Genomic DNA, 17,632 nt, shown 5'->3' on the forward strand with positions numbered 1-17,632 from the left:
TCAGCCCCGCTCGGGCTGGACGATCTGGGCGCGCAGGCTGGCCAGCAGGTCGGCGCTGTCGGCCACCGAGAGCCGGGTGAACACGCCGGTGGCGATGCTGCCGTGGTCGACCGACGTGCAGACCACCACGTCACTGCCGTCGGCGCTACCCACAGCACACCGTTCGTGCCGGCCCCGGACACCGGTGTCCACGCTCTCCGGGGCGCTCAGCGCGTACCGATCGGTGAGCCGGCTGATCTCGGCCTCCGCGTCCGACTCCGGACTCAGCCGGAAGCCGGTGCCGCCGAAGACCGTCACCCGCTTGCCGCTCGTCGTGGCGTACACCCCGGCGAAGGTGTCCTCGGCCAGCCAGTGCTCCTTGCGTACCTCGTTCTCCAACTTCTTGGCGGCCTCGGTGCTGCGGCCGTCCTGCCGCAGGCTGAGGTCGTCCACCTGCACGGGCAGTGCCGCCCGCGCCGGGTACTGGGCCGAGATCGGGAACCCGTAGTAGGCAGGGCAGCCACAGCAGCAGGCCAGCGTGAGCAGCAGCAGCCACGGCCAGCGGCGTCGTCGGCGGACCGGCACGTACCCCTTGGGGGCCTGCCACCCGGGCGGCGCTGGCGGTGGCGCGGTCTGCCGGCGGCCCCGGCGCTGCTTCGGCACCTTCGGCGGCGCGGGTGGCGACATCGGGCGGGCCGGCACCGTGGGGCCGACGGCCCGCGGTGGACCCGGAGCAGCCGGCGGTGACACCGGGTGGGAGCCGGCCGGGGGAGCGGGCGGCCCGGACCACTGCCGGGTGTCCGACGGCCTCGGGAACGGCATCGTCGGCGGCGGCAGTGGGGGCGGGGGCGTCATCGTCGGCGGCAGTGGGGGCAGTTCGGCGGAGGGCAGGTCCCAGCCGCCGGTGTCCACGCCGGCCCACGGGTCGACCGGCGTCTGGTCCTCCGGTGGCCCGACGGGGACCGGCGGGACAGGGGTCGGCTCGGCCGACTCGCCCCAGGCAGCCCGGCGGGGCAGCGGCGGCGGCACCGGCGCCGAACCGCTCCACCTCGGCGCGGGAACCTCCGCGGTGGCCGCGGGCTCCGGCTCGCCCGGAGGTTTCGGCTGATCCGACCGGTCCGAGGGTTCCGGCTGGTCCGGGGTTTCGGGCTGGTCCGAGGGTTCCGGCCGGGTCGGGGGTTCCGGCTGGGTCGGGGGTACGGGTGGGGAGGTCGGCTCGTCGGCGACCGCCGGGTCCCGCTCCGGCTCGGTGCCCGGGGTGCTCCCGTCGGCCGGCCGTGCTCCCGGCTGGGGGTCCGGCATCGCGGCAATCTCCTCTCGCGCCGATCCGAGGTTAGTACCGCGCCGCCACCACCGCCGATCGGGCGTGCGCGCGATCGGCGCCGGGCGAACGCGTACCCTTGGGCATCATGAGTGCCCCGTCCACGACGCCGCGCGCGGCCGCGACCAATTCCGTGTGGTCCCAGCTCGAGCCGCTGCTGCCCCAGGTCTCCAAGCCCATCCAGTACGTCGGTGGCGAGTTGGGCGCGGTCACGAAGGACTGGGACGCGGCCACCGTGCGCTGGGCGCTGATGTACCCCGACGCGTACGAGGTGGGCCTGCCCAACCAGGGCGTGCAGATCCTCTACGAGGTGCTCAACGAGCTGCCCGACACCCTCGCCGAGCGGACGTACGCGGTCTGGCCGGACCTGGAGACGCTGATGCGCACGCACGGCGTGCCGCAGTTCACCGTCGACGCCCACCGCTCGGTGCGCGGGTTCGACGTGTTCGGCATCTCCTTCTCCACCGAGCTGGGCTACACCAACATGCTCACCGCGATCGACCTGGCCGGCATCCCGATGCTGTCCGCCGACCGCACCGACGCCGACCCGGTGATCGTGGCCGGTGGGCACGCCGCGTTCAACCCGGAGCCGATCGCCGACTTCATCGACGCCGCCGTGCTCGGCGACGGTGAGGAGGCGGTCCTGGAGATCACCGCGATCGTCCGGGAGTGGAAGGCCGAGGGCTCCCCGGGTGGCCGCGACGAGCTGCTGCTGCGGCTGGCCCGCACCGAGAGCGTCTACGTGCCGCGCTTCTACGACGTCGACTACCTGCCCGACGGCCGGATCCAGCGGGTCGTGCCGAACCGGGCGGACGTGCCGTTCCGGGTGCACAAGCGCACGACGATGGACCTGGACGCCTGGCCGTACCCGAAGAAGCCGCTCGTGCCGCTGGCCGAGACGGTGCACGAGCGGTACGCGGTGGAGATCTTCCGCGGCTGCACCCGGGGTTGCCGGTTCTGCCAGGCCGGGATGATCACCCGGCCGGTGCGGGAGCGGTCGATCACCACGGTCGGGCAGATGGTCCGCGAGGGTCTGGAGTTCTCCGGCTTCTCCGAGGTCGGCCTGCTGTCGCTCTCCTCGGCGGACCACTCCGAGATCGGCGACATGTGCTCCGGCCTCGCCCAGCAGTACGAGGGCACGAACGTGTCGCTGTCGCTGCCGTCGACCCGGGTGGACGCCTTCAACATCGACCTCGCGCAGGAGCTGTCCCGCAACGGTCGGCGTACCGGCCTGACCTTCGCCCCGGAGGGCGGGTCGGAGCGGATCCGCAAGGTCATCAACAAGATGGTGTCGAAGGAAGACCTGATCCGGACGGTCGTCACCGCGTACACCAACGGCTGGCGGCAGGTGAAGCTCTACTTCATGTGCGGCCTGCCCACCGAGACCGACGAGGACGTCCTCGAGATCGCGGAGATGGCCCACGAGGTGATCAGGGCCGGCCGCGCCGCGACCGGCTCCAAGGACATCCGCTGCACGGTCTCGATCGGCGGGTTCGTTCCGAAGCCGCACACCCCGTTCCAGTGGGCCGCGATGGACCGTCCGGAGGTCATCGACCACCGGCTCAAGATCCTCAAGCAGGCCATCAACGCGGACCGCTCGCTGGGCCGGGCCGTCGGCTACCGCTACCACGACGGCGAGCCGTCGCTCATCGAAGGGCTGCTCTCCAGGGGTGACCGCCGGGTCGGCTCGGTCATCCGCAAGGTCTGGGAGAACGGCGGCCGGTTCGACGGGTGGAGCGAGCACTTCTCGTACCAGCGGTGGGTGGACGCGGCGGCCGAGACGCTGCCCGCGTACGGGGTGGACCTCGACTGGTTCACCACCCGTCAGCGCGACGAGCTGGAGGTCCTGCCCTGGGACCACCTGGACTCGGGCCTGGACAAGGACTGGCTCTGGCAGGACTGGCAGGACTCGGTGAGCGGGTTCGAGCAGGACGACTGCCGGTGGACGCCCTGCTTCGACTGCGGCGTCTGCCCGTCGATGGACACCGAGATCCAGATCGGCCCCACCGGTAAGAAGCTGCTGCCGCTCACCCCGCTGGGCGGCAACGGCATGAAGGTGCCGTCGGGTCACTCGCACCCCTGACCGGGCTGCCGCCGGCTGGCGGCGCCCGACCATCCTCCACATCCGACATGTTTCCAACGGGCCCGCGTCTCGCGGGCCCGTTGGCGTTGTCAGGGCCTCGTCGCGCTGTCGCCCGCACCGGACCCGCCGGGATCGGCCGTCATCCGTACCACGTGGTGGTGGCTGGGGCTGCCCCGCCTAGGTCACACTCGATACGCTGCGTCTGACATGGACCGACCCCGCGGGTCGGGAACGGGGGAGGAAGCGCATGGGTAGCATCCCGCCGCCGAACACCGGCGATCTGCACGTCAGCGTCGAGGATCTGGACGCCGCCGCAGCGTACGTCGAGCGGCTGAAGCAGTACGTCGACGACACGATCAGCTACGAGATGGAGCGCATCAAGGATCGGATGAAGGGCGGCAGCAACAACGCCCAGACCGTTCCGAACGGCACCCCCTTCGGCGCGTACGAGGACGCCCGCATGCAGTGGGCGGCCCTGACCACGTCCACCGCCAACATGGAGGCCCATCTCACCACGCTCTCCCAGCAGCTCGCCGCGCTCAAGGAGGGCACCGAGGAGATCGCCAAGGCGTTCCGCGACACCGAGGCGCGTAACGCCGCCAACGGCAAGGAGATCGAGCGGCTGCTGGAGTCGGCGTCGCCGCCGCCCACTGCCGGCGGCGCACCCACCTACCCGTACACGGCCTGAGGGGGACGTCATGGCTGGAGGAACCTGGGAGCGGTGCGTCCGCGAGGTGACGCTCTCCGCGGACCCGGAAACTGTCGGTTCGGTCGGAGCGGGCTGGAGCAACCTCTCCAGCGGCCTGCAACAGTTGCGCGACGCGCTCGTCGGCCGGTCGTTCGTCGGCCCGGTCGCGACGGGTCAGGAGCGCCCCAACGTCGGCGGCCTGCCCGGGATGCTCGCCGGTTGGAAGGGCAGCGGTGGCGACGCGTACCGCGAGCACCTGGGCAAGATCGGCAAGCGGATCGAGGATCTGATCACCGACGCGACGAACGTCAGTGGCGCGCTGACGCGGATCGAGGGTGACATCCGCAAGTCGGTCTCCACGATTCCGATCCCCCTGATGGACGACTTCGGGTTCAACGAGTGGAGCCTGCCCAACGGCACCGAGCTCGACGACGCCCGCGACGGCGAGAGTTCGTCGGGGTTCCTCGCCGCCCTGCGTCAGGACTACCAGAACAATCCCGCCTCGTACGCCGACGGCGCGTTCCGGGACAAGGCCGACGACCTGGAAGCGACGATGAAGGTCGACGGTCAGGCCGGCGACCAGAAGCGGGGCGGCTGGTGGGACACCAAGTCCCACCTGGACAACTGGTACCGGGACAACCAGCAGGCGGCGAACACCGCGATGGCGCCGCTGCCCCAGGCGGTCTACACGGAGCGTCCCAAGCTGAAAGTGCTCGGGCCGACCGATGGTGAGGGTCCGGGGGATGGCGACGAGAACGACATCACTCGTGACCCCCGGATCCCACCGACCGGACGGCCCGACATCGGGGGCGGGGACTTCGGCGGGAAGCCGGACATCGGTGGCAATCCCACGATCGGCAGCCGGCCGCCGGGCATCGGTGACACGGGCGGTCCGACGTCCACAGTCGACCCGTTCTCCCCGACCGGCCCCGGTGGGATCGGCGAGGGCTCGCCCTCCGGCGGCACCGGCCAGCTCACCTCCCCGTCGACCGGCTCCAGCTACCCGGGCAGCGACGCTGGCTACAGCAGCGGTCTGGCCGGCGCCAGCCCGAGCGGCGTCAGCGGCCTGGGCGGTGGCATCGGCGGCGGCGGGGTCGGCAGCGCCGGCCTCGGTGGCGCCGGCGGCGGGTTCGGTGGCGGCGGTGCCGGCGTCGGCTCGGCCGGCGGGATCGGTGCCGGCGGCGGCCTGGGAGCGGGCGGCGGCATCGGTGTGGGCGGCATCCCCGGCATGGTGGGCGGTGGCAACGGAAAGCTGCCGCCGATGACGAGCGCCGCGAACGCGTTGCGCGCTGCCGCTGCCGCTGGCCCCGGCGGCGCCGGGATGGCGGGCGGCGTGCGTGGTGCGGGCATCGGCGGCGCCGGAATGATGGGCGGCGGCATGATGGGCGGCGCGGGCGGCGCCGGACACGGCGGTGGCGGCGGCTCCGAGCACTCGTCGTGGTTGACTGAGGACGACGATCCGTGGGGCCCCGGTGACGGTGCGTCCCCGGGTGTCCTTCGATGAGGATGGACGGATGAGGGTGAACGTCGGAAGCCTCCGGCCGGTAGTCGCCTGTCTGCTGGCGGGGTTCCTGGTGCTGGGGGCCGCCCAACCGGCGGCCGCCGCGCCCCGGCGGGCCGAGCAGTGGTATCTGGACGAGCTGCGGATCGACCAGGTGCACAAGGTCTCGACCGGGCGGGGCGTGGTCGTGGCCGTGCTCGACAGTGGCGTCGAGGCCAGCCATCCCGACCTGCGTGGGCAGATGCTTGCGGGTGGTCGCAGCTACGGCGCGGCCGGGGACGGCCGGGCCGACGAGGACGGGCACGGCACGCACATCGCCGGCATCATCGCGGCGAAGGGCGGCTCCGACGGTGTGGACGGCATCGCTCCCGGCGCGAAGGTCCTGCCCATCAAGCTGCGCAAGGGCACCGGGAAGAACAGCGAGGCGGCGGTGGCCCTCGGCATCCGGATGGCCGTCGACGGCGGCGCCAAGGTGATCAACATGTCCTTTGGCGGCCCAGGCGTGGCCACCCCTGAGCAAGTGAGCGCGATCAAGTACGCGCTGGACAACGACGTCGTCGTGGTTGGCTCCGCCGGCAACATCAAGAACGGCAGAACCACAGTGAGCAGTCCCGCCAACACCCCGGGTGTGATCGCGGTGACCGGGACGACGAAGGGCGGCAAGTTCTGGTCCGGCTCGGTCCAGGGGCCGGAGGCGGTGGTCGCCGCTCCGGGCGACAACGTCTACAACATCACCAACGAGGCGGGCTACGGCTGGGGCGACGGGACCTCCGATTCCAGCGCGATCGTCTCCGGCCTGGCCGCGCTGATCCGGGCGAAGTACCCGGATCTCAACGCTCCGAGCGTGATCAATCGGATCATCCGGACCGCGCGGGACGCCGGCCCGTCCGGACGGGACCCGCAGTACGGCTTCGGGGTGATCGACCCGATGAAGGCGCTGACCGCCGACGTGCCAACGGTCACCACCAACCCGCTGCTCGAGCGGGCTGCGGCACCCGCCGAGCCGGGCCCGGCCCGCACCGAGGGTGCGGACGAGGAGTTCGACGTCACCCAGCACGGTGATCGCGGTGGTCCGACCGACCAGCAGGTGATGGTGGTGGGCATCGGCATCGCCGTGGTGCTGGTGTTGCTGCTGGGGCTGGCGGTGTTCCTCATCTGGAACCGGCGGCGGTACCGGCGGGAGGCGGCCCGGGCCGCCGACATCCCGGACGAGGCGCTCGACCGGGTGACCCCTGGCGCACATCCGTCGCCGGACGCGGGCTACGCCCCGCCGCCCGGCTACGCACCTCCTCCCGGCTACCCGCCGCCACCCGGTTACGGCCAGCCCTCCGGCTACGCGCCTCCCCCCGGTTACGGCCCGCCGTCCGGTTACGGCCCGCCGGGCGGGCCGCCGCCGGCCCCGCCGAAAGAGCGGTAACCGCTCCCGATCGTGATGGCCGGCTGGTGACCTCCGGGTCACCGGCCGGCCATCGGCATTCCCGCCGGGGTTGCGGCCCTGACGACCGGTTCGCACCCGTCTGCGCCGCCATTCGGCTGCCCCGGCTGCGTACCGCGACGGGCTCTGCGCCAGGATGGGCGGACACGCAGGTACACCCGAGGAGCCCACGATCGCCAGAAAGCCTCAACCCGAGGGCGGCCAGGCACCGGTCGTCCAGCGCGTCCGCATCCGGTACGCCAAGCGCGGGCCGCTGCGATTCACCTCGCACCGGGACTTCGCCCGGGCGTTCGAGCGCGCGCTACGCCGGGCCGCCGTGCCGGTCGCCTTCTCGCAGGGTTTCCACCCGCACCCGAAGATCTCCTACGCCAGCGCCGCGCCCACCGGGGTGGCCAGCGAGGCGGAGTACCTGGAGATCGCCCTGCAGGCCGCTGTCGACCCGGAGGCGTTGCGCGCCGCGTTGGACGCCGCGCTCTCGCCGGGGCTGGACGTCCTGGACGCTGTGATCGCCGAGGGCGGCAACCTGCCGGAGCGGATCGAGGCGTCGCGCTGGTACATCGAGTTGCCCGAGGTCGACCCGGCGGTGCTGCGCGCCGCCGTGGACGCCTTCGTCGCGGCCGAGGAGGTGCTGGTCGAGCGGATGACCAAGCAGGGGCGACGTACTTTCGACGCCCGCGCCGCCGTGATATCGATCGATGTCCAACTACCTACGCCGACGCCTTCCGGGGCACCGGCCGTACCGTGTGCGATACTCGAACTGGTCGTGCGGCAGGTCACCCCGTCCGTACGGCCCGATGACGTCCTTTCCGGCCTCCGCGTGGTGGCCGACCTGGAGCCGCCGGTTTCGCCGAGGGTGACCCGGCTGGCTCAGGGCACGTTGACCGCGCAGGGTGCGATCGTGGATCCGTTGGATGCGGACCGCGACGGGGCAGCCATCGTTGGGCACTGACCGACGGTCCGTGCTCTGGCAGGCAGACTTCGGCGGTCGCGCACCACGCGCGCCCGGCGGAAACACTTTTGCGGCGACCCTGCGTGGCAGCGCTCACCCGCGCCCGGGGTAGCCAGAACTGGAGAACGTCCATGCTCGAGAACGAGCCCGAGGGCGGCGAACGGACCGGTTCACAGCCGGCCGGCGAGACCGCCGACCAGAGCAGCACTGCCGACGGCGCCGCTGTCGCGCCCCCCACGACCGAGGTCGGCTCGGCATCGGTGGAACCAGCCGGCGCCCAGACCGCTCCCGAGGCCGCCGAGCCGGCCGCACCGGCGCGGCGCACCCGGGCGACCCGTCGCCGGGCCGCACCGCTGAACCAGCCGGAGCAGACCGACGCCCCGGTCGAGGCGTCCACCGGTGGTGCCGGCAGTGCCGAGGCACCGCAGGCGGAGGTCTTCGCGCCGGTCTCCGGCGACCAGGACGTCGCTCCGAAGACCCCCCGGCGTCGCCGCAAGGCCACCCCCGTCGAGACGACAGCTGAGGAGCCGCTGGTCGCCGCCTCCGCGGAGGCCGCCTCGGCCGAGGTGGTTCCGCCGGTCAAGGTGACCCGTACCCGGCGCAAGAAGGCCACGCCCGCCGCCGTCGAGGAGCCGCCCGCCACCGAGCAGCCGGCCGCCGCCGTCGAGGAGCCGGCCGTCGAAGAGCCGGTCGCCGAGGAGCCGGCCGTCGCCGAGGAGCCGGCGGAGTCCGACCTGCGCGAGGCCGAGGCCGAGTTGACCGACTCCCCGGCCCTCCCGAGCACGTCCGCCGCCGAGCTGGCCTGGAGCAGTGGCCCGCAGGAGCGCTCCGGCGACGTGGCGCCGGGCGTGGCCGTGTCCGGTGTGACGGACGAGCCGAACGAGCCTGCCGAGATCGAGCCGGAGCAGCCGCGTACCCGTCGTCGGCGGGCTGCGCTCTCCGCGCCCACAGTGCTGTTCATGGCACCCCAGCCGGACGCGGTTCCGGTGACCCGACCGGTGGAGCCCGCCGCTGCGGCCGAGGAGCCGGCCGTCGAGGAGGCCGCCGAGCCGTCCCGTCGCCGTCGGCGTGGCCGCCGCGAGGTCGAGCCGGTGGAGCCGGTCGAGGCGATCGAGGCCGAAGAGGAGCCGACCGAGGAGGCCGACGAGGCCACCGAGGCGGATGAGGACGACGAGGACAGCGCCGCCGCGCGCCGTCGCCGCCGGCGTGGTCGCCGGGGTCGCGGCCGGGGCAAGGGCGGGGCCGACGACGCCGAGGACGAGGAGTCCGAGGAGGCGGCGCAGGCCGACGAGGAAGAGACCGCCGAGGCCGAGACCGAGGGTGACGAGGACGAGGAGTCCGAGGGCGGGGACGGCCTGACCCGTCGTCGCCGTCGTCGCCGCCGTCGTGGCGCCGGTGACACCGAGGGCGCCGCGGACGACGGCGTGCCCACCGTGGTGAAGATCCGCGAGCCGCGCCGCACCGTCGACGAGGTGCAGGGTGTGTCCGGCTCGACCCGGCTGGAGGCCAAGCGCCAGCGCCGCCGCGACGGCCGGGAGCAGCGCCGTACCCGCCCGCCGATCCTCAGCGAGTCGGAGTTCCTGGCGCGCCGGGAGGCCGTCGACCGGGTGATGGCGGTCCGCCAGCGCGGTGACCGCACCCAGATCGCCGTCCTGGAGGATGGGGTGCTGGTCGAGCACTACGTCACCCGCAACTCCTCCGCGACGATGGCCGGCAACGTGTACCTCGGCAAGGTGCAGAACGTGCTGCCGAGCATGGAGGCCGCGTTCGTCGACGTCGGCCGGGGCCGCAACGCGGTGCTGTACGCCGGCGAGGTCAACTGGGACACCTCCGGGCTGGAAGGGCGGGCCCGCTCGATCGAGCAGGCGCTGCGCTCCGGCGACTCGGTGCTGGTCCAGGTCACCAAGGACCCGATCGGGCACAAGGGCGCACGGCTGACCAGCCACATCGCGCTCTCGGGCCGGCACCTGGTCTACGTACCCAACGGCAACGCCTCCGGGATCAGCCGCAAGCTGCCGGACAACGAGCGCAAGCGGCTGCGCGACGTGCTCAAGAAGCTCGTCCCGGACGGCGCGGGCGTGATCGTCCGGACGGCTGCCGAGGGCGCCACCGAGGACGAGCTGGCCCGCGACGTCAAGCGGCTGCAGGCGCAGTGGGAGGACATTCAGGCCAAGGCCGCCGAGGGTGGTGCTCCGGTGCTGCTCTACGGGGAGCCCGACCTGGTCATCCGAGTGGTCCGGGACCTGTTCAACGAGGACTTCCGCGAGCTGGTGATCGAGGGCGAGCAGTCGTACGACATGGTCGAGTCGTACCTGTCGCACGTCTCCCCGGACCTGGTCGACCGGGTCCGCCGGCACGTCGGCACGAGTGACGTCTTCGCCGAGTACCGGATCGACGAGCAGATCATCAAGGGCCTGGACCGCAAGGTCTTCCTGCCCTCCGGTGGCTCGCTGGTGATCGACCGCACCGAGGCGATGACTGTCGTCGACGTCAACACCGGCAAGTACACGGGCTCCGGGGGCAACCTGGAGGAGACCGTCACCCGGAACAACCTGGAGGCGGCGGAGGAGATCGTCCGTCAGCTCCGGCTGCGCGACATCGGCGGCATCGTGGTGATCGACTTCATCGACATGGTGCTGGAGTCGAACCGTGAGCTGGTGCTGCGTCGGCTCACCGAGTGCCTGGGCCGGGACCGCACCAAGCACCAGGTCACCGAGATCACCTCGCTCGGTCTGGTGCAGATGACCCGGAAGCGGATCGGCGCGGGCCTGCTGGAGGCGTTCAGCGAGACCTGCGAGTGCTGCAAGGGCCGGGGCGTCATCATCCATACCGAGCCGGTGCCGGAGAAGCCGCGCCCCGCCGGTGCGGGGGAGAAGGTCAAGGCGGTCGCCGCGTCGGTGGCTCCCGCTCCGGCGGCCGAGCAGGGTGCCACGTCGTCGCGCCGGCGGGCCCGCAAGAACGCCCCGGCGGCGGCCGAGCGGACCGTGGTCGAGGTCGTCGACACCGATTCCAGCCCCGAACCGGACGCCGACTATCAGGACACCATGGGCTACGACCTGTCCCGCTACGAGTCGGACACCCCCGCCGCGCCGGCGATCTCCGACGCTCAGCAGGGTGAGTCGGCTCGGCTGGCCGCGGCGGACGACCCGGACGCGCTCGCTGACGGTGAGGGCGACGAGGAGAGCACCGACGGCGGTGGCGGCCGTCGCCGGTCGCGTCGGGGCGGCGCCCGTCGGCGGACCCGCCCCTGAGTACCTGACCGGCCACGTACGTTGACGAGGTCCCTCTCCCGGCCCAGTGCCGGGGGAGGGACCTCGTCATTGCCGGTCACCTGGCGACACACCACCCCGGCCCGCACCGGCCCGCCGGTCCCGCTGCGGTCCGGGGGGTACGTGGCGGAGCGGGACCCGCCGCTGGCGGCGGTGGGCGGCGGGGACGGCCGTACGACCGAGGGCTGGCCGGCGGCGGGCCGGGGTGGCGCTGGTCGACTGACGGAGCGTGCGGCGGGGGCAGGCGGGGCGGGCCGACGATCCGCAGCTCACGACCCTGCTCAGCGCAGTGGGCCGAGGTTCGCACGGGCGGGGTCGACGTCGGGTCGATCGACGATGGCGAACCCGGCCGGCTTCAGCAGCGCCTCGACCGGCTCTGCGCGCGCTGACCAGGGCGGGCCGGTTTGGGGTCCGGGCCGGCAATGGCGTACTCTTGCCTGCGGCCCACCTTTGGTGTGCCGAGTTCCCGTGTGCCCGCGCCGCCGTGCACTGCTACCCGGCGAGCCGCTGCGGGGACGACCGCCAGCAGCCTCAACGACAGGGAGTCCGCCTCCGATGTACGCGATCGTCAAGACCGGCGGCAAGCAGTACAAGGTCGCCGAGGGCGACGTGATCGAGGTCGAGAAGCTCACCGGTGCCCCCGGTGACGCGGTGAAGCTCACCGCGGTGCTCCTCGTCGACGGTGACGACCTGGTGACCGACGCGGCGAAGCTTGCCGAGGTCGCGGTGTCCGGCGAAATCGCCGCGCACACCAAGGGCCCGAAGATCCGGATCCACAAGTTCAAGAACAAGACCGGCTACCACAAGCGCCAGGGTCACCGCCAGCCGTTGACCCAGGTCAAGGTGACCGGCATCTCCAGCGGGAAGTAGGTCGTCCTCCAATGGCTCACAAAAAGGGTGCGTCCAGCTCGCGTAACGGTCGTGACTCCGCGGCCCAGCGACTCGGCGTGAAGCGCTTCGGTGGTCAGGTTGTCAGCGCCGGTGAGATCATCATCCGGCAGCGTGGCACCAAGTTCCACCCCGGTGACCTGGTCGGCCGTGGCGGCGACGACACGCTGTTCGCGCTGTCCGCCGGTGCGGTCCTGTTCGGCACCAAGCGCGGTCGCAAGACCGTCAGCATCGTTCCGCAGCAGTAGTTCTCGGGCTTAAGCGGGCCGCGGACCTCCGGGTCCCGGCCCGCTTAGCCTTTTTCGCGAAGTGCGGGGGTGGACCTCGCTGGAAGGATTGACGCCGTGGCAACGTTCGTTGACCGGGTCGTTCTGCATCTGCAGGCCGGCGATGGCGGGCACGGTTGTGTCTCGATCCACCGCGAGAAGTTCAAGCCCTTCGGCGGGCCGGACGGCGGCAACGGCGGACACGGCGGCAGTGTGTCCCTGGTCGTCGACCCGCAGGTGACCACGCTGCTCGACTTCCACTTCCACCCGCACGTCAAGGCCGACAACGGCAAGGGCGGTGCCGGCTCGAACCGGGACGGGGCCAACGGCCACAACCTGGTGCTCAAGGTGCCCAACGGCACCGTGGTGCAGACCACCGACGGCACCGTGCTGGCCGACATGGTCGGCGCCGGCACCACCTTCGAGGTCGCGCGCGGCGGGCGCGGCGGGCGCGGCAACGCCTCGCTTGCCAACGCCAAGCGCAAGGCGCCCGGCTTCGCCGAGCTGGGGGAGCCCGGCGACCAACTCGACATCGTGCTGGAGCTGAAGAGCGTCGCCGATGTGGGCCTGGTGGGCTTCCCGTCCGCCGGTAAGTCGTCGCTGATCTCGGTGATCTCCGCCGCGAAGCCGAAGATCGCCGACTACCCGTTCACCACCCTGGTGCCCAACCTCGGTGTGGTCCGGATGGACAACCACACCTTCACCGTCGCGGACGTGCCGGGCCTGATCCCCGGCGCGGCCACCGGCAAGGGCCTGGGCCTGGAGTTCCTGCGGCACATCGAGCGCTGCGCGGTGCTGGTGCACGTCATCGACTCGGCGACGTTGGAGCCGGGCCGTGACCCGGTGGCCGACATCGACGCCATCGAGGCCGAGCTGAGCCAGTACGGCGGCCTGGCCGACCGCCCCCGGCTGGTCGCCGTCAACAAGGTCGACGTGCCGGACGGCCGCGACCTCGCCGAGATCGTGCGCCCCGACCTGGAGGAGCGCGGTTACCGGGTGTTCGAGGTCTCCGCGGCCACCCGGGAAGGGCTCAAGGAGCTGACCTACGCGATGGCCGAGCTGGTCGAGGCGGAGCGCAAGGCCGCGCCGCCCGCCGAGCCGACCCGGATCGTGATCCGCCCGATCGCGGTGGACGACGACGGTTTCACCATCACGGCCGAGGCGGACGGCTCGTACACCGTGCGCGGTGTCCGCCCGGAACGCTGGGTCAAGCAGACCAACTTCGACAACGACGAGGCGGTCGGCTACCTGGCTGACCGGCTGGCCCGGCTCGGGGTGGAGGACAAGCTGGCCAAGGCCGGCGCGCAGCCCGGTGATCTGGTCCGGATCGGCGTGCGCGAGTTCGACTGGCAGCCGACGCTCTTCGCCGGCGTGGAGTTCGTACCCGGCAACCGGGGCACCGACGTCCGCCTGGAGGAGAAGTCGAACCGGGCCTCCGCCGCGGATCGGCTCGCGGCCCGCAAGGCCCGCCGGGTGCGGTCGGCGGACGAGGTGGGCGCGGACGCGTCCGACGACCTCGACGACTCCGACGACGCCGAGTAGTTCGTTGCGCTCCGTGATGGGGTTGATTTCCGGAAACCTTCGCGAAATCGGCGCGTCCTAGCGTGGGGTGATGCTGATCGAGTCCCGGCCTGCCATCGATCCCGAGATCGCCGCCATGGTCACCGCGCAGCAGCGTGAGCTGCGCGAGGCCGATGGCGGGTTGGACGGGCAGGTCTTCATGCCGCACGACGACGTCCGCTACCTGGCGGTGGTGGTGAACGGTCGGGCGGTGGCCTGCGGTGGGCTCCAGGCGCTCGACGCCGAGACCGGCGAGGTCAAGCGGATGTACGTCCGGCCCGCGTACCGGGGGCGGGGGATCGGTCGTCAGTTGCTCGCCGCGTTGGAGGAGTGCGCGTTCCGGCAGGGGCACTCGGTGGTCTGTCTGGAGACGGGCACCTACCTGCCGGCGGCGATCGCGCTGTACACCTCGTGTGGCTACCAGCAGATCCCGGTCTACGGCGAGTACGTGAGCAACCCGTACAGCGTCTGTTTCGCCAAGCGGTTGCCGGTCGCGGCCTGACTGCCGCGTCGCCCCTCAGGCGCCGGTGCTGGCGTGGGCGACGGTCACCGGCTTCGACTCCGGCGAGGCGTGCTGGCGCAGCACGATGCTCAGCAGGATCAGCGCGCCGACAGCGAGGAACTCGCTCTGCCAGTTCTGCATGGACTGGAACCAGAAGTCGCTGGTGCCGAGGAGGTACGCGGTGAGCAGCACGTAGCCGCCCATCTGGAGGAACTCCGACTCCCAGTTCTCGAAGACGGCCTCGGCGAAGTGCCCGCTGGTCAGGTACGCCGGCCAGCTCAGCGGTGCGGCCCCGAACTCGGTCAGCTCCTCGTTGTGGGTCTGCCAGCCGAACACGCTCTGCAACACGAGGAAGACCAGGAACGCGCCCAGCATGGCGACGGCCAGGGCGTTGTCACGCAGCCAACGAGGCATAGTCGCACCTCCTTCGCCGGTCGATTACCCCTGTGGGCCCGACGGCGAAACAAAGAGCACCAGGTCAGCGCCGTTCGGCGGGGCTGTCCAGGCGTCCACCGGTGCCCGCCTGGTTCGACAGCAGCAGCCCGAGCGCCAGCATCCCGAAGCCGAGCGCGAGGTGCAGCCAGTTGTCGGCGTCGTTGACCGGCAGGATGTTCGCCCCGCCTTCCGGGTTGACCGCCTCGATGGCCAGGCCGTACAGCCAGAGGGCGAGGTAGATCGCGCCGCCGGCGGCCAGGAACACGCGGGCACCGGCGATGCTGCGGGCCAGCACCAGGCCGGCCAGCCCGAAGAGCAGGTGCACCGCGTTGTGCAGGATCGACACCTGGAACAGCCCGAGCAGGTGGGCGCCCGAGTGGTGCCCGGCGAACCTCAGCTCGCCGTAGTCGGTGGTGATGCCGGGGATGAAGCCGAGGACACCGATCAGCAGGAACACCCCGGCCACGACCAGCGCGGCCAGCTGGACCCGGGGTCGGGGACCGGCCGCCCGACCGCCTCGTGCGCCTCGTGCCATCGCTGCCCCCTCCGTGGATCTGTCGGCCTCGCGAACCTCACTGTCCGCAGCGGCGACATGACGCAGCCCGACGATCCTCCATTTTGAAGTTCATCCGGTGGGCCGCGCAGAGAAATGCACGAAGAGGTATGGAAGCCGAAACGCAGGGTAGGTCAATGGTCAGCGGCGGCAGCATCGCGCCGCATCCCCCCAGCACATACCGCGACGACTTGCTGAGCGGAAGGGACATCATGACTTACGATCTTTCACCGACCTCCTCCACGTACGGGCAGCCCTCGACCAACGGCGGCGGCGTCCGCGACCAGGCGCGCCAGGTCGGGTCGGAGGCCGCGCAGGCCGGCGGGGCGGTCGCCCAGACCGCCAGGGAGCAGGGCACCGAGGTCGGCCGTGAGGCGGCCCGGCAGGCCCGCAACCTGTACGGCGAGGCCCGCAGCCAGCTCGCCAGCCAGACCGGTGAGCAGCAGCGCAAGGCGGCCGGTGGGCTGCGTTCGCTGGCCGACGAGATGCGCTCGATGGCCGAGCAGGGTGGTCAGGCCGGTCCGGTGACCGAGCTGGCCCGCCAGGCCGCCGACCGGGTGCACGGTGTGGCCGGCTGGCTCGAGGAGCGCCAGCCCGGTGACCTGATCACCGAGGTCCGCGACTACGCGCGACGCAACCCGGGCACCTTCCTGGTCGGCGCGGCGGTCCTCGGCGTGCTGGCGGGCCGGTTGACCCGTGGCATCTCGGCAGCCGGTGACGACTCCGGCAACGGTTCCGCCGGCTACCGGGGTGCGGGCGCGTACGACCCGGAGCAGACCGCGGTCATCCCGACGCCGCCGCCGGCGCCTCGCGCGGTGCCGGACGCCGTTCCGGCCGGTGGCTACCTCGACCCGACCCCCGGCACGCACACCCCGCCGACGTCCGGTGGCTACACCGACCAGACGGCTGCCGGCTACGCCGACCCGGCGTCCGGTGGCTACGCCGACCCGGCGTCCCGTGGTTACGCCGAGCCCGGCCGGGGCGAGCACCCGGAGCACTCCGGCACCGGTCAGCCGCTGCCGCCGGTGACCCAGACCGACCCGCTGCCGGGCGTGCCGTCCAGCGGCAACCCGCGCCCGTGAGCCGCCGAGTCATCCGAAGGGAGACGACGGCATGAGCATGCCGACGCAGGGGTCCGGCCTGGACTCCGGTTACCACCCCACCGCGGGTGCCCCGCACACCGACGCGGAGGTGAAGAACAGCTCGCTCGGCGACCTGATGCGTCAGGTCACCACCGACCTGTCGACGCTGATGCGTCAGGAGGTCGAGCTGGCCAAGGCCGAGATCCGCCAGGAGGGCAAGAAGGCCGGCAAGGCCGCCGGGCTCTTCGGCGGCGCCGGCTTCGGCGGCTACATGGTGGCGCTCTTCGTGTCCATCGCCGTGTGGCAGTTCCTGGACAACGTCATGGACTCCGGCCTGGCCGCGCTGATCGTGGCCGTGATCTGGGCCGTGGTCGCCGCCGTCCTCTACTCGGCGGCCAAGAAGAACGCCCAGCACGTACGTGGGCTCAAGCAGACCAACGACAGCGTGCAGCGGATCCCCGACGCGCTCAAGCCACACCCGGAGGGAGTCACCCGATGAGCACCGATCCCGATCAGATCCGCCGGGAGATCGAAGCCACCCGCAACAGCCTCAGCTCCGATGTGGACGCGCTGGCGTACAAGGTCAGCCCCAGCCGCATCGTCGACGACCGTAAGCAGCGGGCCCGCTCCGCTCTGCAGAATGTGAGGGACAAGGTCATGGGAACCGCGTCTGACCTCGGCCACGGCACCGGCCAGGCCGCCCACTCGGTGGGTGGCCACGCCTCGGCGGCGGCCTCCAGCGTCAGCGACGCCGCGCACTCGGCGGCGGCCACCGTCAGCGACGCCGCGCACAGCGCGCCGCGGGTGATCCGGCAGAAGTCCCAGGGCAACCCGCTTGCCGCCGGCCTGATCGCGTTCGGGGTGGGCTGGCTGGCTTCCTCGCTGATCCCCGCCTCCCGCCGTGAGCAGGAGGCCGCCGCCCAGGTGAAGGCCAAGGTCAGCGAGCACAGCGGGGCGGTGAAGGAGAAGCTGGGCGAGGTGGCCAGCGAGCTGCGTGAGCCGGCCCAGCAGGCCGCCGAGTCGGTGAAGTCCACCGCCCAGGATGCCGTGCACGCGGTCAAGGACGACACGAAGTCCGCCGCCCACACCGTCAAGGACCACGCCACCCCCTGACCCAACCC

Annotated in this window: 16 protein-coding genes; 13 read left to right on the forward strand and 3 right to left on the reverse strand. The window is 72.1% G+C overall.

The features are described from left to right. A complete protein-coding gene (locus QCZ28_RS32115; protein ID WP_279520090.1) occupies nucleotides 1–1,281 on the reverse strand; it encodes a hypothetical protein in 1,281 nt (426 codons plus the stop codon). A 107-nt stretch (nucleotides 1,282–1,388) separates the two neighbouring features. Between QCZ28_RS32115 and QCZ28_RS32120 the strand changes: the two genes are divergently transcribed. The 10 genes from QCZ28_RS32120 (at nucleotide 1,389) to QCZ28_RS32165 (ending at nucleotide 14,441) form a co-directional block, all read left to right on the forward strand. Further along, on the forward strand, nucleotides 1,389–3,383 hold the full coding sequence (locus QCZ28_RS32120) for a TIGR03960 family B12-binding radical SAM protein (RefSeq protein WP_279520092.1): 1,995 nt from the start codon (nucleotides 1,389–1,391) through the stop codon (nucleotides 3,381–3,383). Between the two features lie 247 nt (nucleotides 3,384–3,630). Further along, entirely contained in the window at nucleotides 3,631–4,071 is a 441-nt protein-coding gene (locus tag QCZ28_RS32125; RefSeq protein WP_279520093.1) for a hypothetical protein, read from the forward strand. Nucleotides 4,072–4,081: 10 nt separating this feature from the next. Then, nucleotides 4,082–5,575 (forward strand): hypothetical protein, encoded by a 1,494-nt coding sequence (locus QCZ28_RS32130; RefSeq protein WP_279520095.1) that lies wholly within the window; start codon nucleotides 4,082–4,084, stop codon nucleotides 5,573–5,575. A gap of 10 nt (nucleotides 5,576–5,585) precedes the next feature. After that, complete coding sequence (gene mycP, locus QCZ28_RS32135) at nucleotides 5,586–6,989, forward strand: type VII secretion-associated serine protease mycosin (protein WP_279520097.1); 1,404 nt, start codon at nucleotides 5,586–5,588, stop codon at nucleotides 6,987–6,989. A gap of 154 nt (nucleotides 6,990–7,143) precedes the next feature. Then, on the forward strand, nucleotides 7,144–7,956 hold the full coding sequence (locus tag QCZ28_RS32140; protein ID WP_279520098.1) for a TIGR03936 family radical SAM-associated protein: 813 nt from the start codon (nucleotides 7,144–7,146) through the stop codon (nucleotides 7,954–7,956). A 131-nt stretch (nucleotides 7,957–8,087) separates the two neighbouring features. After that, complete coding sequence (locus QCZ28_RS32145) at nucleotides 8,088–11,207, forward strand: Rne/Rng family ribonuclease (RefSeq protein ID WP_279520099.1); 3,120 nt, start codon at nucleotides 8,088–8,090, stop codon at nucleotides 11,205–11,207. Between the two features lie 573 nt (nucleotides 11,208–11,780). Then, nucleotides 11,781–12,095 (forward strand): 50S ribosomal protein L21, encoded by a 315-nt coding sequence (gene rplU / locus QCZ28_RS32150; protein WP_007464063.1) that lies wholly within the window; start codon nucleotides 11,781–11,783, stop codon nucleotides 12,093–12,095. 11 nt (nucleotides 12,096–12,106) lie between these two features. Further along, nucleotides 12,107–12,361 (forward strand): 50S ribosomal protein L27, encoded by a 255-nt coding sequence (rpmA, locus tag QCZ28_RS32155; protein WP_007464062.1) that lies wholly within the window; start codon nucleotides 12,107–12,109, stop codon nucleotides 12,359–12,361. 96 nt (nucleotides 12,362–12,457) lie between these two features. Next, a complete protein-coding gene (gene obgE, locus QCZ28_RS32160; RefSeq protein ID WP_279520103.1) occupies nucleotides 12,458–13,921 on the forward strand; it encodes a GTPase ObgE in 1,464 nt (487 codons plus the stop codon). Nucleotides 13,922–13,991: 70 nt separating this feature from the next. Beyond that, the gene (locus QCZ28_RS32165) at nucleotides 13,992–14,441 is read left to right on the forward strand and encodes a GNAT family N-acetyltransferase (RefSeq protein WP_279520104.1); all 450 of its coding nucleotides are present in this window, start codon (nucleotides 13,992–13,994) and stop codon (nucleotides 14,439–14,441) included. Between the two features lie 15 nt (nucleotides 14,442–14,456). Here QCZ28_RS32165 and QCZ28_RS32170 read toward each other — a convergent pair whose 3' ends face one another. Together QCZ28_RS32170 and QCZ28_RS32175 are read right to left on the reverse strand one after the other, a co-directional pair. Next, on the reverse strand, nucleotides 14,457–14,855 hold the full coding sequence (locus QCZ28_RS32170) for a DUF6766 family protein (RefSeq protein WP_279520106.1): 399 nt from the start codon (nucleotides 14,853–14,855) through the stop codon (nucleotides 14,457–14,459). 64 nt (nucleotides 14,856–14,919) lie between these two features. Continuing rightward, a complete protein-coding gene (locus QCZ28_RS32175; protein ID WP_279520107.1) occupies nucleotides 14,920–15,411 on the reverse strand; it encodes a DUF4383 domain-containing protein in 492 nt (163 codons plus the stop codon). Between the two features lie 230 nt (nucleotides 15,412–15,641). Between QCZ28_RS32175 and QCZ28_RS32180 the strand changes: the two genes are divergently transcribed. From QCZ28_RS32180 to QCZ28_RS32190, 3 genes are read left to right on the forward strand one after another with little or no spacing between them, the layout of a single operon-like run. Further along, a complete protein-coding gene (locus QCZ28_RS32180; protein WP_279520108.1) occupies nucleotides 15,642–16,511 on the forward strand; it encodes a hypothetical protein in 870 nt (289 codons plus the stop codon). A gap of 31 nt (nucleotides 16,512–16,542) precedes the next feature. Then, entirely contained in the window at nucleotides 16,543–17,010 is a 468-nt protein-coding gene (locus QCZ28_RS32185; protein ID WP_030336550.1) for a phage holin family protein, read from the forward strand. Then, the gene (locus QCZ28_RS32190) at nucleotides 17,007–17,624 is read left to right on the forward strand and encodes a DUF3618 domain-containing protein (RefSeq protein WP_279520109.1); all 618 of its coding nucleotides are present in this window, start codon (nucleotides 17,007–17,009) and stop codon (nucleotides 17,622–17,624) included. The genes QCZ28_RS32185 and QCZ28_RS32190 overlap by 4 nt, the downstream gene beginning before the upstream one ends. The last annotated feature ends 8 nt before the right edge of the window (nucleotides 17,625–17,632 follow it).

It is taken from the genome of Micromonospora sp. DH14 (genome assembly GCF_029809455.1).
GTDB classification, from domain to species: Bacteria; Actinomycetota; Actinomycetes; order Mycobacteriales; family Micromonosporaceae; genus Micromonospora; species Micromonospora parva.